Annotated in this window: 19 protein-coding genes and 1 riboswitch; of the genes, 9 read left to right on the top strand and 10 right to left on the bottom strand. The window is 74.8% G+C overall.

Features of this window, described 5'->3' with window-relative positions; all coding sequences use genetic code 11:
* Positions 1–185: 185 nt before the first annotated feature.
* From C4U44_RS02665 to C4U44_RS02655, 3 genes are all read right to left on the bottom strand, one after another.
* Entirely contained in the window at positions 186–608 is a 423-nt protein-coding gene (locus C4U44_RS02665) for a DUF3040 domain-containing protein (RefSeq protein ID WP_103883906.1), read from the bottom strand.
* A gap of 248 nt (positions 609–856) precedes the next feature.
* A complete protein-coding gene (locus C4U44_RS02660; RefSeq protein WP_103883905.1) occupies positions 857–1639 on the bottom strand; it encodes a class I SAM-dependent methyltransferase in 783 nt (260 codons plus the stop codon).
* Between the two features lie 68 nt (positions 1640–1707).
* Complete coding sequence (locus C4U44_RS02655; RefSeq protein ID WP_103884175.1) at positions 1708–2190, bottom strand: SAV_6107 family HEPN domain-containing protein; 483 nt, start codon at positions 2188–2190, stop codon at positions 1708–1710.
* Between the two features lie 210 nt (positions 2191–2400).
* On the opposite strand from C4U44_RS02655, the gene C4U44_RS02650 reads away from it, so the two are divergent.
* The 3 genes from C4U44_RS02650 to C4U44_RS02640 all read left to right on the top strand — a co-directional run bounded on the left by C4U44_RS02650 (position 2401) and on the right by C4U44_RS02640 (position 7391).
* Positions 2401–3015: a TetR/AcrR family transcriptional regulator gene (locus tag C4U44_RS02650; protein WP_103883904.1), complete on the top strand. Its 615-nt coding sequence runs from the start codon at positions 2401–2403 to the stop codon at positions 3013–3015.
* A gap of 429 nt (positions 3016–3444) precedes the next feature.
* The gene (locus C4U44_RS02645) at positions 3445–4974 is read left to right on the top strand and encodes a phytoene desaturase family protein (protein WP_103883903.1); all 1530 of its coding nucleotides are present in this window, start codon (positions 3445–3447) and stop codon (positions 4972–4974) included.
* A 164-nt stretch (positions 4975–5138) separates the two neighbouring features.
* On the top strand, positions 5139–7391 hold the full coding sequence (locus tag C4U44_RS02640) for a terpene synthase family protein (protein ID WP_103883902.1): 2253 nt from the start codon (positions 5139–5141) through the stop codon (positions 7389–7391).
* Between the two features lie 4 nt (positions 7392–7395).
* Here C4U44_RS02640 and C4U44_RS02635 read toward each other — a convergent pair whose 3' ends face one another.
* From C4U44_RS02635 to C4U44_RS02615, 5 genes are all read right to left on the bottom strand, one after another.
* Positions 7396–8364: a hypothetical protein gene (locus C4U44_RS02635; protein ID WP_103883901.1), complete on the bottom strand. Its 969-nt coding sequence runs from the start codon at positions 8362–8364 to the stop codon at positions 7396–7398.
* 24 nt (positions 8365–8388) lie between these two features.
* The gene (gene metF, locus C4U44_RS02630; RefSeq protein WP_103883900.1) at positions 8389–9309 is read right to left on the bottom strand and encodes a methylenetetrahydrofolate reductase [NAD(P)H]; all 921 of its coding nucleotides are present in this window, start codon (positions 9307–9309) and stop codon (positions 8389–8391) included.
* 125 nt (positions 9310–9434) lie between these two features.
* Entirely contained in the window at positions 9435–10115 is a 681-nt protein-coding gene (gene thiE, locus C4U44_RS02625) for a thiamine phosphate synthase (RefSeq protein WP_103883899.1), read from the bottom strand.
* A gap of 94 nt (positions 10116–10209) precedes the next feature.
* Positions 10210–10584, bottom strand: a complete 375-nt coding sequence (locus tag C4U44_RS02620) for an Rv2175c family DNA-binding protein (protein WP_103883898.1) — start codon at positions 10582–10584, stop codon at positions 10210–10212.
* A gap of 139 nt (positions 10585–10723) precedes the next feature.
* The gene (locus C4U44_RS02615; RefSeq protein WP_265737304.1) at positions 10724–11935 is read right to left on the bottom strand and encodes an NAD(P)/FAD-dependent oxidoreductase; all 1212 of its coding nucleotides are present in this window, start codon (positions 11933–11935) and stop codon (positions 10724–10726) included.
* Between the two features lie 125 nt (positions 11936–12060).
* A riboswitch (TPP riboswitch) is annotated at positions 12061–12173 on the top strand.
* Between C4U44_RS02615 and thiO the strand changes: the two genes are divergently transcribed.
* The 3 genes from thiO (at position 12170) to C4U44_RS02600 (ending at position 14420) form a co-directional block, all read left to right on the top strand.
* Positions 12170–13333: a glycine oxidase ThiO gene (thiO, locus tag C4U44_RS02610; protein ID WP_103883896.1), complete on the top strand. Its 1164-nt coding sequence runs from the start codon at positions 12170–12172 to the stop codon at positions 13331–13333. Its footprint overlaps the riboswitch before it by 4 nt.
* The gene (gene thiS / locus C4U44_RS02605) at positions 13330–13536 is read left to right on the top strand and encodes a sulfur carrier protein ThiS (RefSeq protein WP_103883895.1); all 207 of its coding nucleotides are present in this window, start codon (positions 13330–13332) and stop codon (positions 13534–13536) included. The genes thiO and thiS overlap by 4 nt, the downstream gene beginning before the upstream one ends.
* An 89-nt stretch (positions 13537–13625) precedes the next feature.
* Positions 13626–14420, top strand: a complete 795-nt coding sequence (locus C4U44_RS02600) for a thiazole synthase (RefSeq protein ID WP_103883894.1) — start codon at positions 13626–13628, stop codon at positions 14418–14420.
* Positions 14421–14448: 28 nt separating this feature from the next.
* Here C4U44_RS02600 and C4U44_RS02595 read toward each other — a convergent pair whose 3' ends face one another.
* Both C4U44_RS02595 and C4U44_RS02590 read right to left on the bottom strand, forming a co-directional pair.
* Entirely contained in the window at positions 14449–16908 is a 2460-nt protein-coding gene (locus tag C4U44_RS02595; protein WP_103883893.1) for an ABC transporter permease, read from the bottom strand.
* A complete protein-coding gene (locus C4U44_RS02590; RefSeq protein ID WP_103884174.1) occupies positions 16905–17621 on the bottom strand; it encodes an ABC transporter ATP-binding protein in 717 nt (238 codons plus the stop codon). The genes C4U44_RS02595 and C4U44_RS02590 overlap by 4 nt, the downstream gene beginning before the upstream one ends.
* 245 nt (positions 17622–17866) lie before the next feature.
* Between C4U44_RS02590 and C4U44_RS02585 the strand changes: the two genes are divergently transcribed.
* The 3 genes from C4U44_RS02585 to pknB all read left to right on the top strand — a co-directional run bounded on the left by C4U44_RS02585 (position 17867) and on the right by pknB (position 22063).
* Positions 17867–19288, top strand: coding sequence for a sensor histidine kinase (locus C4U44_RS02585; RefSeq protein WP_235031750.1), 1422 nt, complete (start codon positions 17867–17869; stop codon positions 19286–19288).
* A complete protein-coding gene (locus C4U44_RS02580) occupies positions 19285–19971 on the top strand; it encodes a response regulator (protein ID WP_103883891.1) in 687 nt (228 codons plus the stop codon). Before C4U44_RS02585 ends, C4U44_RS02580 begins: the two co-directional genes overlap by 4 nt.
* Positions 19972–20074: 103 nt before the next feature.
* Complete coding sequence (gene pknB, locus C4U44_RS02575) at positions 20075–22063, top strand: Stk1 family PASTA domain-containing Ser/Thr kinase (protein ID WP_103884172.1); 1989 nt, start codon at positions 20075–20077, stop codon at positions 22061–22063.
* The last annotated feature ends 2 nt before the right edge of the window (positions 22064–22065 follow it).

Genomic DNA, 22065 nt, shown 5'->3' with positions numbered 1-22065 from the left:
AGGTGGTCCGGCACCACCGCAGGGGCTGGGCCGGCGGACCCCGCCCGCGCCATCGCTCCATCGCGGACTCCGACCCACCCCAGAAACGCAAACGCGGCCACCCCACGAAAAAGGGCGCAACCCCCACTACGGGAATCGCGCCCTTCGTACGTTCCTACGGAAGTACGGGTCCTGCCGGCGGCAGCCTACTGACCCTGCTGATCACGCCGCCGCTGCCACCGCTCCTCGATCCGATCCATCACCTTGCCGCGGCGCTGCTGGCGCCGCCTCGCCCCGAAGCGGCGGCCGATGTGCCCGGGAACCGCGGGCGGACCGGGAGGACCGGACTCGGGAGGCCGGGTGGCACGGCGCCAGCCGGTCACCGCGAGCACGGCACACGCGAGCATCACCAGGAACCCGACGACGCCGATCCAGGGCTGCCGCGCGATCATGCCGCCCATGAGCAGCCCGATCCCGCACAGGAAGCCCAGCACGGCGAGGTACACACGGCGACGGGTGAACGCACGCACGCCGTTTCCCTCAAGCGCCGACGCGAACTTGGGATCTTCGGCGTACAGCGCTCGCTCCATTTGCTCGAGCATGCGCTGCTCGTGCTCCGAGAGCGGCACGGAGACCTCCTACTCGTCGGTCGCGCGGGGCCGCGACCGGTCCGACCCTTTCAGGATAGGCGGGAATCGCCTCCGTGAAACCCACCCCAGTGCGCCAATCCGACGGGGCTCTTCTTCCCCGCCGAGCGTCACGTCATGCCAGCATACGGTGAGGAATGGCCCCGCGGGCGGGCCTGTGACGGACTCGGCCGTGCGGGTGGGGCGGCGCTCCTCGGCGACCCCGCCGGAGGGTGCCCGCGCGGGACCGGTCAGTCGCGCTCGGCGAGGACGTGGAGCTGGGTGGCGACGGAGTGGAACCCCGGTTCCTCCGCCGCGGCCAGTTCCAGCCGCAGCAGCGCCTCCGCGGCGCCCGGCTCGGTGTCGACCAGCACCCCGGGCACGAGGTCGGCGAAAACGCGTACACCGTGCACGGATGCCGTCCGCAGGCCCGCGTCCGTGACCAGGCGGGTCAGGTCGTCGGCGGTGAAGCGGCGCGGCAGGGAGTCGCCGGAGCCGTATCGGCCGTTCGGGTCAACGAGCGCCTGCTGGGCCTCGGCGAAGTGGCCGGCGAGCGCGCGGGCCAGCACCGCGCCGCCGCGCCCGGCGGCGAGCAGGCTGAGCGAACCGGTCGGTCGCAGGGCTCCCACGACGTTCCGCACGCCTTCGGCGGGGTCGTCGACGTACTCCAGCACGCCGTGGCAGAGCACCATGTCGTACCCGCCGGGCGGGATCACGCCGGGCAGGCCGTGGGCGTCGCCCTGGACGCCGGTGACCCGGTCGGTGACGCCCGCCTCGGCGGCGCGGCGCTCCAGCGCGAACAGGGCGTCCGGGCTCGGGTCGACGACGGTGACGCGGTGGCCGAGCCGGGCCACGGGCACCGCGAAGTTGCCGGTGCCGCCGCCGATGTCGAGGACGTCGAGCACCGGCCGGTCCGCGCTCTTGGCACGCCGCTCCAGGGCGCCCTGGAGCACCTCCCACACCACGGCGGTACGAAGGCTGGCACGGGGACGGATCGGGTCCACCCCTCCTGGACGGGGCCCGGTACGGGACATGGCGGGCGGATCTCCTCGCGGTGGTGCTGGCTGCTGCGGCGGACGGCGTGGGCCGCGCCACCTCAACTCTAGAGGGTGCCGCCGGGTGCGGGCCGGAGCAGGAGCATGCGTTCGACCAGGCGCAGGAACATGGCGGCGGCGCGCACCAGGTCGTCGGCCTCGCGCGGGCCGGCGGCGCCGCGTATGCCGGCGTCCGCGCGGGCCCTGCGCTCGGCTCCGGCGGCGAACAGGGCGCTCCACTCGGCCAGTTCGGGCGCGACCTCGGGCAGCACCTCCCACGCGCTGCGGATCCGGCGGCGCTTGCGGGCGCTCTCCTCGGGGCGACCGCGGACGGCGAGCACGGCCGCCGCGGTGCGGAGCGCGGCCAGGTGGGCCGTCGCGTACCGCTCGTGGGGGGCTTCGAGGGCAGCGGCCTCCTGGAGGCCGAGATGGGCCTGGGTGAGCAGGTCGAGCGCGGCGGGGGACGCTGCCGCGCGGCGCAGCACGGGGTGGACGTCGGCAGGAGCGCCGGGTGCTGCGGGGGCGCCACGGCCCCCGGGCACCGAGGGCATCGCAAGCCCTGCGGGCACGGACGGCATTGCGGGTACAGCCATGGCGAGCCTCCTTTCTCCGTTGCTTCCTCATCGGCTTCCCATCATCGGCGCCACCACTGACAATCGGCTCTGACCTGCGTGAACTGCGGGCGCTACGCGCGTATCCCGGGGCGCGCGGACGTCATCGGGTGGAAACACGGCCGTCACGGGGCGGGCAGAATCAGGGCCATGACCACCGCACGACGCCAGGCCACCCGGCAGAAACTGTTCGAGGCCGCCGTCACCCTCATCGCCGAGCAGGGTTTCTCCGCCACCACGGTCGACGAGATCGCCGAGCGCGCCGGCGTCGCCAAGGGGACCGTCTACTACAACTTCGCCAGCAAGAACGACCTGTTCGAGGAGCTGCTGCGGCACGGGGTCGGCATGCTGACGGTGTCCTTGCGGCGGGCCGCGGACGAGACGGCGGCGCGCGGCGGCAGCCGGGTGGACGCGCTGAACGCGATGATCCGGTCCGGGCTGGCCTTCATCGTCCGCTACCCGTCGTTCACGCAGCTGTACGTCGCCGAGCTGTGGCGCACCAACCGCACCTGGCAGGCCACGCTCATGACGGTCCGGCAGGAGGCGGTGGCGGTGGTCGAGAAGGTGCTCGGGGAGGCGGTGGCGGAGGGGGAGGTCAGCGGCGAGATCGATGTGCCGCTGACCGCGTCGGCGCTCTTCGGGATGGTGCTGGTCGCTGCGCTGGACTGGCAGGCGTTCCAGCCGGAGCGGAGTCTCGACGAGGTGCACGAGGCGCTGTCGCGGTTGTTGCAGGGGCGGCTGGGCGGCGCCGCGGCTCACCGGTAGGTCGGTGATCCGCGGGGTCGCCCCGCCCCCGTTGCGTTCCGCGCGATCCGGTTCCGCCGCCCCGTGCCGGCGGTTCCGGGGGTGCGCTTCCCGCGGTGATCACTCTTTCGTTTCCGCGGTCCGGCGCCATCCGTACGGCTACTCATCCCCGCGCCTAGGTAGTCCTACCTACCCCGCAGACCTCCCAGTCCTGCCGGTCGAGGAACCACCCGCCGGTGGTCGGCTGTGGGGGTACCTCCCAGGCGGAGCTCTGGGGGCGCGCAGTTCCCCGCGCCCCTTGGTCAGTGCGGCTCCTTTCGCGAAAAGAGGGTCACCAACCAGGGGCGCGGGGAACTGCGCGAGCAACCGGCCACCGGCAGGCGGTCCCCGAACCGGCAGGACGGGGCAGCCCCGGGGGTCGGCGCCACCCACGGAGTGGATACTCGGGGGATGGGACGGATTGCGGTGGTGGGCGCCGGAATGGCCGCGATGGCGGTGGCGGCGCGGCTCGCGACGGGCGGACACGACGTCGTGGTGTACGAGCGCGGGGAGACCTACGGCGGCGCGGTCGGCGGGTTCCGCCGGGACGGCTTCGCGTTCGACACCGGCCCTGGCGTGCTGGTGCTCCCCGCCGTCTACCGCGACCTGTTCGTGAAGACCGGCCGGGAGAGCCTGGAGGACCGGGTCGAACTGGTCCAGACCGACCCGGCCGCCCGCCACCTCTTCGCCGACGGCACCGCCGTGTCCTTGCCCAACACCTCCCGCTCGGGCGTGATCGCCGCGCTGGACGCCGCGTTCGGCGCGGGCACCGGCGAGCGCTGGAGCGAGGTGCTGGTGCGGGCCCGGGAGGTGTGGGAGGCCACCCGCCGGCCGCTGCTCGAAGAGCCCCTCGGCGACCCGGGCACGCTGTCCGCCGACCCGTACCCGGCGGCGCGGCGCCGCGGGCTGCTGCGGCGCGCGCCCAGCCTCGGCGACGTCGCCGCCCGCGAGCTGGGCGGCGACCCGCGGGTGGCCGCGCTGCTGGAGAGCCACGCGGTGGCGTACGGCCTGGACCCGCGCCGGGCGCCTGCCGCGGCGACGGTACTGCCGTACCTGGAGCAGTCGTTCGGGGTCTGGTACGTGCGCGGCGGGATGCGGGCGCTGGCGGACGCGGTGTACGCGCGCTGCCTCGAACGGAAGGTGGAGTTCCGGTTCGGCGCGGAGGTGGCCGGGGTGGTCGCGGAAGGCGGTCGGGCCGCGGGCGTGCGGTTCGCCGACGGCGGGACCGCGGCCGCCGACGTGGTGGCCTCGACCGTGCCGATGCCGTCGCTGGACGACGAGGCGGCCGCGGCACGGGAGACCGGCGGCCCGCGCTTCGCCGGGCCCACGACCGAACCCGGGCGGTGCACGCTGCACCTGGCGCTGCGCGGCTCGCGGCCGGCCGGGGTGGCGCACCGTACGTTCGTGCACGCGGCGGACCGGCGGCGCGCCCTGGACTGGGCGTTCGGGGAGCACGGCCGGCTGGAGGCGCCGGCGCCCGGCGCGCTCACGGTGAGCGTGCTGCGGCCCGACGACCCCGCGGTGCGGCCGGACGACGGGCACGAGGCGGTCACCGTCACGGCGACCGTGCCCCGGCACAGCGTGCGGCCCGGCGGCCACGGCGTGGACTGGTCCGTGGCGGGCTTCGCGGAGGGGGTCGCCGAGCGGATGCTGGAGGTGGCCGAGTCGGCCGTTCCGGGCCTGCGGGAGAGGGAGTTGTGGCGGGAGGTCCGCACCCCGCTGGACGTCGAGCGGGAGACCGGGGTGCCCGGGGGCTCCGTGCCGCCCCCTTCCCTGGCCGGGGTCGGCGGCGCGCTGTTCCGCGCGCCGAACCGGACGCCGCTGGCGGGTCTGTACGTCCTCGGGGGCTGGGCCCATCCCGGCGGTGGGCTCCCCCATGCGGGGATGTCCGCGGCGATCACGGCGGACCTGGTGGCGGGCGGCCCGGGCGGAAGCCGGTGAGCTCCCGGCCCGCTCGCGGACCCCGGGCGGAAGATCCTTAATCACCTGACGGGCGAATTCAACCCTTCGGAGGGAATGGGGAGTTACCTCCTCACGCGTGCGCGGGAGCGGGCCTAGCGTGAAGGGCTGTCCGGTGATCAGTTGAACGGAAGGTCTTCCCGCAGATGCCGCAGCCCTTCGAACTGCCCACCTTCTACGTGCCGTACCCGGCTCGGCTGAACCCGCACCTCGAACGGGCCCGGGCGCACTCCAAGGAGTGGGCCCGGGGGATGACCATGCTCGAGGGCTCCGGCATCTGGACCGCCGCGGACCTCGACGCGCACGACTACGCGCTGCTGTGCGCGTACACCCACCCGGACGCGTCGGGCCCGGAGTTGGACCTGGTGACGGACTGGTACGTGTGGGTGTTCTTCTTCGACGACCACTTCCTGGACATCTACAAGCGCACCCCGGACATGGCGGGCGCGAAGGCGTACCTGGACCGGCTGCCGGCGTTCATGCCGGTGGACCTCTCCGAGGAGGTCCCGGAGCCGTCGAACCAGGTGGAGGCGGGCCTGGCGGACCTGTGGCGGCGGACGGTGCCGGGGACGTCGGAGGGCTACCGGCGGCGGTTCCACGAGAGCACCCGGCACCTGCTGGAGGAGTCCTTGTGGGAGCTGTCCAACATCAGCGCGGGGCGGGTGTCCAACCCGATCGAGTACATCGAGATGCGCCGCAAGGTGGGCGGCGCCCCCTGGTCGGCGAACCTGATCGAGCACGCGGCGGGCGCCGAGGTGCCCGACGTGATCGCGACCAGCCGCCCCGTGCGGGTGCTGCGCGACTGCTTCGCGGACGGCGTGCACCTGCGCAACGACCTGTTCTCCTACCAGCGCGAGATCGAGGAGGAGGGCGAGCTGTCCAACGCGGTGCTGGTGCTGGAACGGTTCCTCGGTCTGGACCCGCAGGAGGCCGCCGAGGCCGTGAACGACCTGCTGACCTCGCGGCTCCACCAGTTCGAGCACACCGCGTTCACCGAGGTGGAGCCGCTCTTCGAGGAGTTCGGGCTGGACCCGGCGCAGCGGCTGGACGTCCTGGCGTACGTGAAGGGTCTGCAGGACTGGCAGTCCGGCGGCCACGAGTGGCACATGCGCTCCGGTCGGTACATGAACGGCGCCGACGCCTCCGCCCGTTCGGTGGGCGTGCTCGGCGGGCCGAGCGGGATCGGCACGTCGGCCGCACAGATCGGCGCCTCGCTGGCCGCGACGCTGCCGCAGCGGGCCCGGGCGTTCGGTCACGCGCCGTTCCGGCCGGTCGGCGAGGTGGAGCGGCCGCCGGTGTCGATCCCGTTCGAGACGACGCTCAGCCCGCACCTGGACGCCTCGCGGGCGCACGTCCTGGACTGGGCGGGCCGGATGGGCATGCTGGATCCCGAGCCGGGCTTCCCGCTGCCGGGCGGGCTGTGGAACGCCGGGCAACTGGCCGGCTACGACTTCGCGCTGTGCGCGGCGGGCATCCACCCGGCCGCCTCCCCCGACGCGTTGGACCTGACCACGGACTGGCTGACCTGGGGCACCTACGGGGACGACTACTACCCGGTGGTCTTCGGGCGGGGCGGCGACATGGTGGCGGCCCGGATCACCACCGAGCGCCTGAAGCTGTTCATGCCGCTGGACGCCGGGGTGGTGCCGCCGCCGCTGACGGTGCTGGAGCGCTCGCTGGCCGACCTGTGGCAGCGCACCGCGGGTCCGATGGAGCCGCCGGAGCGGCGCCGGTTCCGCACCGCGATCGAGGAGATGTGCGACAGCTGGCTGTGGGAACTGGCCAACCAGAAGCAGAACCGGGTGCCCGACCCGGTGGACTACATCGAGATGCGCCGCAAGACGTTCGGCTCCGACCTGACGATGAGCCTGTCCCGGATCGGCCGCGGCGACGCGCTGCCGGACGAGGTCTGCCGGTCCCGGCCGGTGCACGGCATGGAGGTCGCCGCCCAGGACGTCGCCTGCCTGCTCAACGACCTGTTCTCCTACCGCAAGGAGATCGAGTACGAGGGCGAGATCCACAACGCGGTGCTGGTGGTGCAGAACTTCCTGGACTGCGGCCCGCAGGACGCGATGAACGTCGTCGGCGACCTGCTGGCCGCCCGGCTGGCGGAGTTCCAGCACATCACCGGGACCCGGATCCCGGCGCTGCTCGAGGAGTTCGACCTCGACGAGGCGGCCCGCGAGGCGCTGCTGGGGTACGTCGCCGAGCTGCGGGACTGGATGGCCGGCATCCTCACCTGGCACGAGGCCAGCGAACGCTACGCCCCCCGGGCGCCGTTCGGCCAGGACGCGCAGACCCTGGCGGATCTGCCCGCGCAAATGGTCCGGCCGTGGAACACCCCCGCGGGGCTGGGCATGTCCGCGGCCCGGCTCCCCTCGCTGCTGGGCGGCCGGTAGCCGGTCAGTAGCGGTACGGGTCGTACGGGTCGGCGTACTCCTGCTGCGGCTCCTGCTGCGGCTCGTACGCCGACTGGTGCTGCTGCTGCGGGATGTAGGGCGGCTGCTGGTCGTAGCCCTGCTGGTCGTAGCCGTAGCCGCCGTAGGTGTCGCCCTCGGGCTGCTGCAGCGGGAAGGGCGACGGGGTCTGCCACTCCCCGCTGCCCTGCCCGGCGTACCCGGTGCCGGTGGTGCCGTTGCCGTAGGCGTCGTAGCCGCCGTTGTCGTACCCGTACGACGCGGCGGCCGGCGCGGGCTGCTCCTGGTAGCCGCCGCCCTGCTGCTGGCCCTGGTCCCAGGCCGGCTGCTGCTGCTCGTAGCCGGTCCAGCTCTCGTAGCCCTGCGCGCCGTACCCTTCGTACCCGCCGCTGGTGTACGGGTCGGGGGTGTACGTCGACTGGCCGCCGTAGAGCGGGTACTCGCCGCTGTCGTCCTGCATCGGCATCGGCTGGTAGACCGCCTGCTCGGCGCCGAACGCGCCCTGGGCCTGCTGGTCGCCCTCGCCGGCCGAGAAGTGGTGCACGGCGGTGGCGTTGACCCCGACCCCCGCCAACTCCTCGCCCTCCTGCGGCTGCTGGGCGGCGTCCAGCGGGCTGTCCGGCTCGATCGGGCCGACCTCCAGCACCGGTTCCGCCGGGCGGGCCCCGCCCCGGGCCCTGCGGCGGCGGCTGGTGCTGGGACGCCCGCCGATCGCCCATCCCGTGGAGAAGCCGCGCTTGTAGGAGAGGGTGACGAAGGTCTGCCCGGTGCCGAAGGCGATCGCGCCCAGCAGGATGAGCGCCACGCTGCGCCCGGCCACCCCGCCGACCAGGCCGAGGAACCCCCCGAAGGCGAGCACCCGCCAGCGCAGCCGGGCCTTGTACTGCAACAGCACTTCGCCCAGCAGCCACAACGCGACCATGCCGAACGCGATGTAGAGCACCGAGTAGCCCATGTGCCCGCTTCCTCCCCTAGGGGGTCACGCCGTCCGCCGATGCAGCCCGAGGTTCTCGTAGATCTCCAGCGACGCGGTGGAGTGATTAAGAGTAATGAAGTGGAGCCCGGGAATGTCCTCGTCCATCAGCCGCCGGCACATCTCGGTGGTGAACTCGATGCCGATCGCCCGCACCGCCGCCGGGTCGTCCTGCACCGCGAGGATGCGTTCGGCCAGGTCGGGCGGGAAGGGCGCGTTGCCGAGCTGCGAGAAGCGCTCGATCTGGCGGACGTTGGTCACCGGCATCACCTCGGGGATGATCGGCACGGTGCAGCCCGCCCGGTCCACCCGGTCGCGCAGCCGCAGGTACGCGTCCGCGTCGAAGAACATCTGGGTGATCGCGAAGTCGGCCCCGGCACGGCACTTGTCGAGGAAGTACCGGGTGTCCTCGGCGGGGTCGGTGGAGCGCGGGTGCATCTCGGTGAACGCCGCCACCCCGACGCAGAAGTCGCCCGACTCCTTGACCAGCTGCACCAGTTCGGCGGCGTAGGTCAGCCCCTCCGGATGCGGCACCCACTCGCCCATCGGGTCGCCGGGCGGGTCGCCGCGCACCGCGAGGATGTTGCGGATGCCCGCGTCGGCGTACTGGCCGATGATGTTGCGCAGCTCGGCGACCGAGTGGTTCACGGCCGTGAGGTGGGCGCACGCGGTCAGTGTGGTGTCCGAGACGATCCGGTCGGTGGCCCGCACGGTGCCGTCACGGGACGAGCCGCCCGCACCGTAGGTGACCGACACGAAGGTCGGCCGCACGGCCTCGATCCGCCGGATCGCGTTCCACAGGGTCCGCTCGCCCTTCTCGGTTCGGGGCGCGGCGAACTCGAACGAGTAGGAGCGCCTGCCGGACGCGAGCAGCTCACGAATGGTGGCTGCGCGGTCGGTGCGCGTGGATGAAGTGCCCAGGGCCATGGATGCAGGCTAACGTGCGACGGCCTTCGCCCGTGCCGCGTCAGCCCCCTTCCTCCCTTCCCAGGATGCTCTCGCGGGCGGCCGCGGCCAATCCGCGGGCTCCCCCCGGCGCTCCCGGCAGAGCCTCAGAGCGTGGGGTCCCGGATCGCCCGGGCCAGGGCGGCGGCGGCCTCGTAGGGGTCGGCGGCCTCGGTGATGGCGCGGACCACCACGATGCGGCGGGCTCCGGCGGCCCGCACCTCGTGGACGTTGGTCCGGTCGATCCCGCCGATCGCGAACCAGGGGCGCTTCGTCGACAAAGCGGCCGCGTACCGGACCAGGTCGAGGCCGGGGGCGGGGCGGCCGGGCTTGGTGGGGGTCGGCCACACCGGGCCGGTGCAGAAGTAGTCCGTGCCGGGCGCGACGGCGGCGGCGTCCACCTCGGCCTCGGCGTGGCAGGAGCGGCCGGCCAGCACGCCGTCGCCGAGCAGGGCGCGCGCGGCCGGCACCGGCAGGTCGTCCTGCCCCAGGTGCAGCACGTCCGCGCCCGCCGCGTGCGCGATGTCGGCGCGGTCGTTGACCGCAAGCAACCGGCCGTGCCGGCGGCACGCCTCGGCGAGCACCTCCAGCGCGGCCAGCTCCTGGCGGGCCTCGATGCCCTTGTCGCGCAGCTGGATGACGTCCACGCCGCCGCGCAGTGCCGCGTCCGCGAAGGCGGCGAGGTCACCGCGGGCGGTGCGGGCGTCGGTGCACAGGTAGAGCCGCGCGTCGGCGAGACGGGCGGCGCGTCCTGCGGCGGGCTGGGCGGGCGCGGCTGGCGTGGGCATCGCGGGCTCCCGGGGTCGGTGCGCCCCGGGCGGGCGCCGCCCGCGCGCGTACCCAGGGGTACGCGCGCCGGCGGCGGCCCCCGGCGGGCGCGGGCTACACGGCGAGCGCCTGCGCGCGGCGCTTCACCTCGGTCCCGCGATTCTCGCGCAGCGCGTTGGCGGGGGTGCCCGGCAGGGTCGGGTCGGGCGTGAAGAGCCACTCCAGGGCCTCGGCGTCCGTGAACCCGTCGTCCTTCAGCAGCGTCAACGTGCCCGGCAGGCCCTTGACGATCTTGCCGTCCCCGATGAAGTCGCTGGGGACCATCAGGACCTTGTTCTCCCCGCGGCGGACCGCGATGAGCTGCCATTCCTTGATCAGGGGCCGGATCCGGGTCACTTCGAGGCCGAGAAGCTCCGCGACCTCGGGCAGGGTCAGCCAGGAGGGGACGAGAGCGTCAATATGTGCGTCAACCGACGAGAAAGCAGTCACAGGACAAGCCTGCCACCTGTTGCCGACAACCGCGGCAATGGTTGCGCCGTCATGGGGGTGGGATCGTCGCCGCCCGAGTGCCTCAGGGAGCCTCGGGCGCCCGGCTGCGACGGACGACCGGGCCCGACGGATGACCGGCTCACTCCCGGGCGGCGGCCTTCAGCGGCACCGCGGGGTCGGCGGCGAGCGCGGGGTCCGCCTCGGCGCCGCGGCCGATGAGCTTGCGGGCCTGGGCCATGTCGCGCGGCCGCCCCACCGCGAGGAGCGCGACCAGCACCCCGCGGCGCAGCCACAGCACCGACCACGAGTCGCCGGCCGGGTCGCCGCGGGTCACCATCTCGTCGTCGTCCCGGTGGAACCCGGCGTACTGCACGAAACGCCCGAACTGCTCGGACCAGAAGTACGGCACCGGGTCGTAGGCCGTGTCCCCGCCCAGGAGGTTCGCGGCGGCGGTCCGCGGGCCCTGGACCGCGTTGTCCCAGTGGTGGATGAGCAGGCGCCGGTTGTAGCGGGCGGAGGGGAAGGACGCGCAGTCGCCGACCGCGTAGACGTCCGGCGCCGTCGTCCGCAGCCGGTCGTCGGCCCGGACCGCTCCCTCGGGGTCCAGGGTCACCCCGGAGCCGGCGAGCCAGCCCGTGGCCGGCCGCGCGCCGATCCCGACCACCACCGCGCCGGCCGCCAGCTTGCTGCCGTCGGCGAGCACCACCCCGCCGGCCTCGACCACGGCCACCGGGATACCGGTCCGCAGGGTGACGCCGGCCTCCTCGTACCAGCCGGTCATGTGCGCGGTCACCGAGGCGGGGAGCACGTCCGCGAGCGGGCGCTCGGCCGCCTCGACGACCGTCACCTCGCAGCCCGCCTGCCGGGCCGCCGTCGCGAACTCCGCACCGATCCAGCCGGCGCCGACCACCACCACGTGGTCGCGCCGGTCCAGCACCGGGCGCAGGGCCGCGGCGTCGTCCAGCGTGCGCAGCGGATGCACCGCGGACAGGCCCGCCGTGCCGGGCAGCGCCACCGCGTAGGCGCCCGTCGCCAGCACCAGCGCGTCGTACGGCACCGCGCCCGCGTCGGTGATCAGTTCGTGCCGCTCGGCGCGGAGCGCCTGCGCGTGGACGCCCAGCCGCAGGTCCACCCCGAGCGCGCCGAAGTCGACGTCGAACCGGACGTCGGCCAGGGTGCCGCCCTCGGCGCCGAGCAGCACGGCCTTCGACAGGGGAGGCCGGTCGTAGGGCGGATGCGGCTCGTCTCCCAACAGGGTGATCCGGCCGCGCCAGCCCTGCTGGCGCAGCTCCACGGCCGTCTGCACCCCGGCCATCCCGGCCCCTACGATCACTGCGTGACGCTCGCTCACCCGCCCACGTTAGCCTCCGCCGTCGGCGGGTGCCGACCGCGGCACGGGCTACGGGCACGACGGCGGGCGGACCGCGGGCCGGGCGGGCGGGACCGCCCGGGGAACCCACCCGCTATGGTGAACGGCAGCGAATTCGCGGGAGCCCGGGCGGACCGGGCTGAGAGGGTGGCTGGTCGGCCGCCGACCGTACGAACCTGATCCGGGTCATGCCGGCGAAGGGAGCAGCCGAGACTCATGCGTACCCGAACAGCGGACGTCCTCGTCGTGGGCGGGGGCATCATCGGGCTGGTGACGGCGTGGCGCGCCGCCCAGCGCGGTCTGGCCACGGTGGTGGCCGACCCGTCCCCAGGCGGCGGGGCCGCCCACGTGGCCGCGGGGATGCTCGCCGCCGTCACGGAGTTGCAGTACGGCGAGCAGACCCTGCTCGACCTGAACCTGGCGTCGGCCGCGCGGTATCCCGACTTCGTCGAGGAGCTGACCGCGGCCACCGGTCTCGACTCCGGCTACCGCCCGTGCGGCACCCTCGCGGTGGCGCTGGACGCGGACGACCGGGCGGACCTGCGCGACCTGCACGCCTTCCAGAGCTCGCTCGGGCTGGACGCGCAGTGGCTGAGCGGGCGGGACTGCCGCCGGCTGGAGCCCCTGCTCGCCCCCGGCGTGCGCGGCGGCCTGCGGGTCGACGGCGACCACCAGGTCGACCCGCGCCGGCTGGCGGCGGCGCTGCTGCGGGCGGCCCGGTCGGCGGGCGCGGACTTCGTACGGGCGAAGGCCGCGCGGATCACGTGTGCGGGCGACCGGGTGACCGGCGCCGAACTCGGCGACGGCACGCGGGTGGTGGCGGCCCGGACGGTCCTGGCCGCCGGCTGCGAGAGCGGCCGGCTGCCGGGGCTGCCGGAGGACGCGCTGCCGCCCGTACGCCCGGTGAAGGGGCAGATCCTGCGGCTGCGGGTGCCGGCGGAGCGCGCGCCGTTCCTGTCCCGTACGGTCCGGGCGGTGGTCCGCGGCAGCCACGTCTACCTGGTGCCGCGGGAGAACGGCGAGCTGGTGCTGGGCGCGACCAGCGAGGAGTTCGGCTGGGACACGGCGGTGACCGCGGGCGGGGTGTACGAACTCCTGCGGGACGCCCACGAGCTGGTGCCCGGCATCACCGAACTCCCGCTCACCGAGACGCTGGCGGGGCTGCGCCCGGGCTCCCCCGACAACGCCCCGCTGCTGGGGCCCTCCCCGCTGGAGGGCCTGCTGCTGGCCACCGGGCACCACCGCAACGGCGTCCTGCTCACCCCGATCACCGGCGACGTCCTCGGCCACGTGCTGGACTCGGGGGAACTGCCCGACTACGCCAGGCCGTTCGCGGCCGGACGGTTCGCCGGGGCGGCACGCCGGGAGCAGACGGTATGACGATCACCGTGCACGTCAACGGGGAGCGGTGCGCCCTCGAACCCCCGGTCGAACTCGGCGCCCTCGTGGCGAGGTTCACCCCGGCGCCCTCCGGGGTGGCCGCCGCCCTCAACGAGACCGTCGTCCCGCGCTCGCGCTGGTCGGCGACGGAGCTCTCCGAGGGCGATCGGGTGGAGATCCTCACCGCGGTCCAGGGAGGCTGACCATGACCACCCCCAACCCACCGGACGCAGTCCGGCACAGCGCCCCGAAGCCGGCGCAGCGCCCGCGAGGAACGCACGAAGAAGGATCGGTGGCGGCTGATCCGCTGCTGATCGGCGGTGCCGCGTTCGGGTCGCGGCTGATCATGGGAACCGGTGGGGCGCCCAGTCTCGACGTGCTGGAGCGGGCATTGCTCGCGTCCGGGACGGAGTTGACGACGGTCGCGATGCGGCGGCTGGACCCGGCGACGAAGGGCTCGGTGCTCTCGGTGCTGGCCAGGCACGGCATCCGGGTGCTGCCGAACACGGCGGGCTGCTTCACCGCGGGCGAGGCCGTGCTGACCGCGCGGCTCGCCCGGGAGGCGCTCGGCACCGACTGGGTGAAGCTCGAAGTGATCGCGGACGAGCGGACGCTGCTGCCCGACCCGGTCGAACTCCTCGACGCCGCCGAGACGTTGGTCGACGACGGCTTCACCGTCCTGCCGTACACCAACGACGACCCGGTGCTCGCCCGCAAGCTGGAGGACGTCGGGTGCGCGGCGATCATGCCGCTCGGGTCGCCCATCGGGTCCGGGCTCGGCATACGCAACCCGCACAACTTCCAGCTGATCGTCGAGCGCGCCGGGGTCCCCGTCGTGCTCGACGCGGGAGCCGGCACCGCCTCCGACGCGGCCCTGGCGATGGAACTCGGGTGCGACGCCGTCATGCTCGCCTCCGCCGTCACCCGCGCCCAGCACCCGGCGCTCATGGCCTCGGCGATGCGGCACGCGGTCGCCGCCGGCCGCCTCGCCCACCGGGCCGGCCGGATCCCCCGCCGCCACCACGCCCTCGCCTCCTCCCCCGCCGAGGGCACCGCCGCCCTCGACCCGGAGGCGCCGCACTTCTGAGCGCGGCGGCGCCCCCGGGCCCGGGCCGCTACTCGGTGCGGAGGGCGGTCGCGGTACGCGTCCTGGCGGCCCACGTCGCGGGCAGGAGCGCACCGGCGGTGGCGACGAGCAGCCCCGCCAGTGCCAGGCAGGCGATCTGCGGCGCGTGGTAGACGGCGAGGTCGGCCCGGGGGATGCGGGTGCCGGCCGCACCGGCCATGACCGGCAGCACGCGCGCGTGCAGCGCCATGCCGGCCGGGACCCCGACCAGCCCGGCGACCGCCCCGATCCAGCCCGCCGAGGTGACCACCATGACGGCGGTCTGCCGCGGCGCCATGCCGAGCGCCTTGAGGACGCCGAGGTCGTGGACGCGTTCCCGGGTGTCGAGCACCACCGTGGTGAGGACGCCGAGTCCGGTGACCACGATCAGCAGCAGCGTGAGCGACCCCGCCATCGCGTCGATGGCGACCACGGTCGAGCTGAGCCCGCCGACCGTGGCGCCGGCCTGCGCCCCGAGCGGTTCCAGCGCGGCGTCCAGCGTCTTGAGATAGGTCGCCCGGTCGGTGCCGTCGGCGAGTTCGACGCTGAACGTGTCGGGGGACGCCCGGAGTCCGGCGGCGGTGAGGGTACGGGCGTCGGTGAGCACCCGCTTCCCGTCGTCGCCGGTGATCAGCGCCTCGCCCACGATGCGTACCCGCGTGCTGCGCCCGTCGCCGACCAGGGTCACGGTGTCGCCGACGCGTGCCCCGGCCGCCGTCAGGAAGCCGTGGCCGACGACGGCCTGGCCGGGTCCGGTGAACCAGTGCCCGCCGACCATCTGGTAGGTGCCCCACGACGAGTCGCCCTGGTAGGCGACCAGTTGGACGGCTCCGGCGACACCGGCGAAGTGCGCCTGGTCGAAGGAGGTGCCGAAGTACGCCCGGGTGCCGGGCTGCGCGGCGATCGCCCGGCCGACCGCGGCGGGGTCCGCCTGACCGGGGTGTCCGTTGCCCGTGGCGGTCCCGGCCGTCGCGGTCCCGGAGCCGGGCGCGGCCGAGCCCGTTGCCGAGGAGCCCGCCGTGGCGGGCGGGTTCGGCGGGGCGCCGCCGTCGGGCCGGCGCAGGGTGGTCACCTGGACCTGGCCGGGGGTGTTCTGGTTCAGGCCGTCCTGGACCCGGTTCAGCGACGTCGCGAGGCCGAACGCGAACGTCACCCCGGCGGCGCCGAGCGCCACCGCGGCCCAGGTCGTCGCCGAGCGGGCCGGGCGCGCGAACGGGCCGGCCAGGCCGAGGCCGACCGCCCGCGGCACCGGCAGCCGGCCGGCCACGCGCGCGGCCGTCCTCCCGCGTCCGGCCCGCGGGGTGCGCCCGACGGCGAGCGCCTGGACCGTCCGCAGCCCGGCGGCCCGGAGCGCGGGCGCCAGCGCGCTGGCCACCACCAGCACCAGCATCCCGGCCGGCACCAGAAGGTCGATCCACCAGGCGACCACGGGCGACACCGCGCCGTACGCCGTGTCCGCCTGGTGCAGGAGCGGGACCGACACGAGGTTGCCGAGGGCGACGCCGAGCAACGCGCCGGCCGCGGCGGGGACCACCGCCTGGGCCACGTAGGCACGGCCGACCTGCGCCGGGGTCAGCCCGAGGGCCTTGAGGACGCCGATGCGCCGGGTGCCCGCTGTGACCGCCCCGCTCACCACGATGCCGATGATCAGCACCGACAGCACCAGCCCGAGCACCCCGAAGGCGAGGATGAAGGGCACGAAGGTGGCCGTCTGCCGGTTCACTTCCGCCCTGACGGTCAGGTAGGACTGCGCGCCGCTCATCGACCCGGCGGGCACGGCGGCGGCGACGGCGGCCCGGTCGCGGGAGATCTGCGCGCTGCTGCCGGCGTGCGCGAAGCGGTAGAGCATCTCGTAGGAGGGAGTGCCGCCGGCCGGGGTGAGCGCGGCGATCTGCGCCGGGACGACCCACGCGTCGGCGGTCCGGCCGACCGACCGTGCCTCCCCGACGACGGTCAGGCGCGGCGTCCCGGGAAGCCCGGGAAAGGAGAGCCTGGTGCCGATCAGGGCGTCCGGACCCGCCTCGTCGCCGTCTCCCGCCGCCAGCACGATCTGGCCCGGGCCGGTCAGCCAGTGCCCCGTGACCAGTTCCAGCCGGTCGGCCGGGCCGCCCGCGTCGGCCCGGCCGGCGATGTCGAGCGCCGGGCCGGTGCCGGCCGGCAGGCCCGCGGGCGCCTCGAAGCGCGGGCTCGCCGAGGCCACCGCGAACGGGCCGGCCGCGGCGGTGACACTGGCGGCGTGCGCGGTGGCGGCGATCTGCCCCGGCGACGCCTCGCGCCCGTCGAACCTCGCTGCCAGGTGTGCGCCGTGCTGCCGCGCGAAGGCGTGGTCGAAGGGGTCCGTGGAGGCCACGATGAGGCCGCCCGCCGCGATCGACGCGGTCACCGAGAGCATCGTGGTGAGCACCATCACCAGGGTCTGCACCCGCCGCCGCGCCACCCCGGCGCGGACGACCCTGCCCAGCGCGCTCACCGCGCCACCGCCGAACCGCCGCGAGTGCGGCGGGTGCCGGGGGTGTCGCGGGCGATGCGGCCGTCGACGAGTTCGACGGTGCGGGTCGCGCACGCCCCGGCCAGCGCGAGGTCGTGGGTGACCAGCAGGATCGTCTGGCCCTCGTCGTTCAGCTCGTTGATCAGCTCGCGGACCTCCGCACCGGAGGCGGTGTCCAGCGCGCCGGTCGGCTCGTCGGCCAGCAGCAGCGCCGGACGGTTCATCAGCGCCCGTGCGACGGCGACGCGCTGGCGCTCGCCGCCGGACAGCCGCCCCGGGTACGCCTGCGCGTGCCGGGCGATGCCCAGGTGCTCCAGCAGTTCGGCGGCCCGGGCGCGGGCCTGCAGGCGCCCGGCGCCGACGAGTTGGGCGGGCAGCAGCACGTTGTCGGTGACCGTCAGGTCGTCCAGCAGGTTGAAGAACTGGAAGACCATGCCGATCCGCTCGCGCCGGTAGCGTGCGGACGCGGTCTCGCCCAACCGGTCGACGCGCACCCCGTCGACGGTGACGGTGCCGCCCGTCGGGCGGTCGAGCCCGGCGATCAGGTTCAGCAGCGTGGACTTGCCGCTGCCCGACGGCCCGAGCACCGCGAGCGCCTCGCCGGCCGCCACGGTCAGCGAGAGGTCCACCAGCGCCGGCGGCCCGTCGTCGTACTCCTTGCGTACCTCGCGGATGTCGATGAGCGGCGTCGTGATCGAGGGAGCCGAGGGGGTCACGGGGGTCCTTCCGGGGCCGGCGGGCGGCGGTGGGAACTGGTGCGCCGACGCTACGAACCAGGGCCGCCCGGGCGCGTCCCCCGCCGCTCCGATTCCCGCTACCGCGGTGGTCGCAGTTCCCGGCGCCTCATCCCTGGGGCGTACGCGGAAGTCGTACACCGGCCCGGCCGGTCCGCCACTGGCGAAGGATGTACCGGGGCGGGCGGGTTGGGCACACTGAGGCCGTGAGCGGACACCGGATCACCGTGTGGATCAGCCGTGCCGCGCGGCGGTGGCCTTGGCCGGCCGCGGCCGGGCCCGGCGGGAGCCGGCGGCTGACCCGCTGGGCGTGGACCGCCGACGCCACCCTGGCGGTGTTCCTGGCCGCGGCGACGGTCTACGCCGCCTCGCACCGGGTGGTCGGCGACACGACGCGGGTCACGAAGGTGGGCCTGCGGTCCCCGGCGATCGGCGCGTTGGCGGCAGGACCGCCCCGGCCGCCGGCACCGCCCCTGCCGCCGCACGTGCCGCGGTTCCCGGAGGCCGCCGAGGCGGGGCTGCGGTATGTCACCTCCGCGCCGTGGTGGCTGCTGGCCCTGGCCGCACTGAGCGCGCTGCCGCTGGCCTTCCGGCGGCGGTGGCCGCTGCCCGCGTACGGCGCGGTGGTGACCGCCACGCTCGCCTTCCAGCTGGCCGACCGTCACCCGCGGTTGCCCGAGGGCACGGTGAACTCCACCCTGTTCAGCTTCGTCTCGTGCCTGATCGCCGCGTACAGTGCCGCGCTCTACGGGCCTGACCGCGGGCCCGGCCGCCCGACCCGGCGTCCGGCCGCGGCGGCGCTGCTGGCGGGTGCGGTGGTCTTCGGCGTCTTCCACGACGACCTCGTGCCCGCGGTCGCCCCGGGTTTCGTGCCGATCGTGCTGCTGGTGCCGATCGCGCTGGCCGCCAACACCGTGCACACCTGGCGGCAGCGGATGCGGACGATGGAGGCCGAGCAGGAGGCCGCGACCCGGCTCGCGGTGGATCTCGAACGGGCTCGGATCGCCAGGGAGTTGCACGACGTGGTCACCCACAATGTCAGCATGATGACGGTGCAGGCCGGGGCGGCCCGGACGGTGCTCGGCAGCGAACCCGAGCAGGCCAGGCAGGCGTTGCTCGCCGTGGAGTCGGCGGGGCGCGCCGCGCTGGGCGAACTGCGCCACGTGATGGGACTGCTGGCGATGACCTCCGATCCGCGGTTCCCGGAGGCCACCGCGCTCACCCCGCAGCCGGGTCTGGGCGAGGTCGACGCGCTCGCCGACCGGGTGCGCGGCACCGGGGTGCCGGTCGAGCTGACGGTGACCGGCTCCCCCGTGCCGCTGCCCGCGGGCGTCGACCTGGCCGCCTACCGGGTGGCGCAGGAGGCCCTCACCAACACCGTCAAGCACGCGGCGGGCGCGCACGTCAGCATCCACGTCGACTACCGGCCGGGCGAGGTGCGCGTCGAGGTCGCCGACACCGGCGGCAGCCCCTCCGCGGCGGCCGGCGGCGGCAACGGCCGCGGCCTGATGGGGCTTCGGGAACGTCTCGCGGTCTACGGCGGCACGCTCGACGCGGGGCGCCGGCTCACCGGCGGCTACCGGGTCCGGGCGGTCATCCCGGTGACCGGATCCGTGGCGGAGGCATGAACGCGCCGCTGCGGGTGGTGATCGCGGACGACCAGGGCCTGGTGCGCACCGGGTTCCGGATGATCCTCACCGCCGCCGGGATCGACGTCGCCGCCGAGGCCGCCGACGGGGAGCAGGCGGTGGAGGCGGTCCGCCGCACCCGGCCGGACCTGGTGCTGATGGACATCCGGATGCCGGGCACGGACGGCCTGGAGGCCACCCGCCGCATCCTGTCCGGCGACGGCGGGCACGAGCCGCGCGTGGTCATCCTCACCACCTTCGACCTGGACCACTACGTGTACGCGGCGCTCGCCGCCGGGGCCAGCGGCTTCCTGCTCAAGGACGTCACCCCGGAGTACCTGGTCGCGGCGGTGCGGCTGGTCCGGGCCGGCGACGCCCTGCTCGCACCGGCCATCACCCGGCGGCTGGTCGGGCGGTTCGCGACGGCGGCCGCGCCCGGGGCGGCGGCAGTCCACCGCGATCTGGCCGCCCTGACGCCGCGCGAGCTGGAGGTCCTGGGGCTGCTGGCGAAGGGCCTGAGCAACGCGGAACTCGCCGGACATCTGCACGTGTCCGAGGCCACGGTGAAGACGCACGTCACCCGGGTGCTGTCCAAGCTGCGGCTGCGGGACCGCGCCCAGGCGGTGGTGGCCGCGTACGAGACGGGCCTGGTCACCCCGGGTGGCGCCCAGGGGCCGGGATGACACCCGCGTCCCGGTCACGGAGTCGTCCCGAATTCGCACGAGAGGGACACAGGAGCGGCGGCTTCCGTCGGATGGCGCAAAGCGACTCGTAGAATCGGTGGTCGTGGACACCAGCGTGCAGGACCCGCTCGTCGGGCGGATGCTCGACGGGCGCTACCTGGTCGAGGGGCGCATCGCCGTCGGGGGGATGGCGACGGTCTACCGCGCCGTGGACACCCGGCTGGACCGGGTGCTCGCGCTGAAGGTCATGCACCCGAGGCTGGCCGGGGACGCGGTGTTCGTGGAGCGCTTCATCCGCGAGGCGAAGGCGGTCGCGAAGCTGGCCCACCCGAACGTGGTGGGGGTCTTCGACCAGGGCACCGACGGCACGTACGTCTACCTGGCGATGGAGTACGTCGCCGGCTGCACCCTGCGGGACGTGCTGCGGGAGCGGGGCGCGCTGCAGGCACGCGCGGCGCTGGACATCCTGGAGCCGGTGCTGGCCGCGCTGGGGGCCGCCCACCGCGCGGGCCTGGTGCACCGCGACATGAAGCCGGAGAACGTGCTGATCGGCGACGACGGCCGGGTGAAGGTCGCCGACTTCGGCCTGGTCCGGGTGATGAACACCCAGACCAGCGCGTCGACGGGCGCGGTGCTCGGCACGGTGTCGTACCTCGCGCCGGAGCAGATCGGGCACGGCACCGTCGACCAGCGTGCCGACGTGTACGCGTGCGGCGTGGTGCTGTACGAGATGCTGACCGGCCGCAAGCCCTACGACGGCGACACCCCGATGAAGGTGATGTACCAGCACGTCAACGAGGACGTGCCGGCGCCATCCGCGGTCACGCCGACCGTTCCCCCGCTGCTGGACGCGCTGGTGGCGCGGGCCGCGGCGCGGCACGCACAGGCCCGCCCGGACGACGCGGTGGAACTGCTCGCCGAGGTCCGCACGCTCCGGGCCGCTCTGTCCCCCGACGACCTGGACCGGCAGCCGGCCGGCGCGTCGCAGCAGGCCGCGCAGGCAGCGCAGGCAGCGCCTGCGACGGCGTACCCGGCCGGGCCGGCGGACGCGGCGCCCGCGGCCGTACCCGCCGCGCCGCCGCCCGGTTCGGAGGACCCCACCAGCGTCGTGTCGCTGCCCGCCGGGCCGCCGACCGACCCCACGGCCCGCCTGCTGCTGCCCACCCCGCCGCCCGACGACCCTCCTCCCGCCCCGGCCCACGGGGACGGGCCCCGCTCCCGGCGCGGCCCGCTCGCCGTGCTCGTCGCGCTGCTGGTCGTGCTCGGGGTCGGCGCGGGCGTCTGGTACATCAACGACGGGCAGTTCACCTCCGTCCCGGGCGTGCTGTCGCTGACCCAGGCGAAGGCCGAGCAGCGCCTGTCGAAGGCCGGCCTGGACAGCAAGGTGAAGCAGGACTACTCGCTGACGGTGCCGCGCGGCAGCGTGATCTCGACCGATCCGGCCCCCGGCCGGCGGATCCGGGGCAACGGCACGGTGACGATCACGGTGTCCAAGGGCCCGCAACACGTCACGGTGCCGGATGTGGCCGGGCGCGATCTGGCCACCGCCCGCAAGGAGATCAAGGCCGCGAGCCTGACCCCGGGCACGGTCACCCAGTCCTTCGACGACGACGTGCCGCGCGGCGCGGTGATCTCCACCGACCCGAAGGGCAGCACCGACCTGGCGCCGGGCACCCCGATCGCGATCACCGTCTCGCGCGGCGCGCCGGTCGACGTGCCGGACGTGATCGGCGAGTCGGTGACCGACGCCCAGCAGGACCTGGAGGCGGCCGGGCTGAAGGTGGTGCTCGCACCGGGCAAGGTCTTCTCCGACGCGGCGGACAAGGACAAGGTCGCGCTGGAGTCGCCGGACGCCGGCAACCAGGCGGCCAAGGGCGACTCGGTGACCATCACGGTCTCCAAGGGCCAGCAGCAGTTCCCGGTGCCGGACGTGACCGGCAAGAGCGAGGGCGACGCGAAGCAGATCCTCAAGGACGCCGGCTTCGACGTGCGGGTGATCAACATCTTCTTCGGCAGCACCGTGTTCAGCCAGTCCCCGGACGCCGGCAGCCAGGCCCCCAAGGGCGCGACCATCACCTTGTGGGTGCGCTGACC

The sequence above is a fragment of the Actinacidiphila yanglinensis genome (genome assembly GCF_900107965.1).
GTDB classification, from domain to species: domain Bacteria; phylum Actinomycetota; class Actinomycetes; order Streptomycetales; family Streptomycetaceae; genus Actinacidiphila; species Actinacidiphila yanglinensis.
The sequence above is the reverse complement of the archived record's forward strand: the minus strand, read 5'-3'. Positions and strand labels throughout refer to the sequence as shown.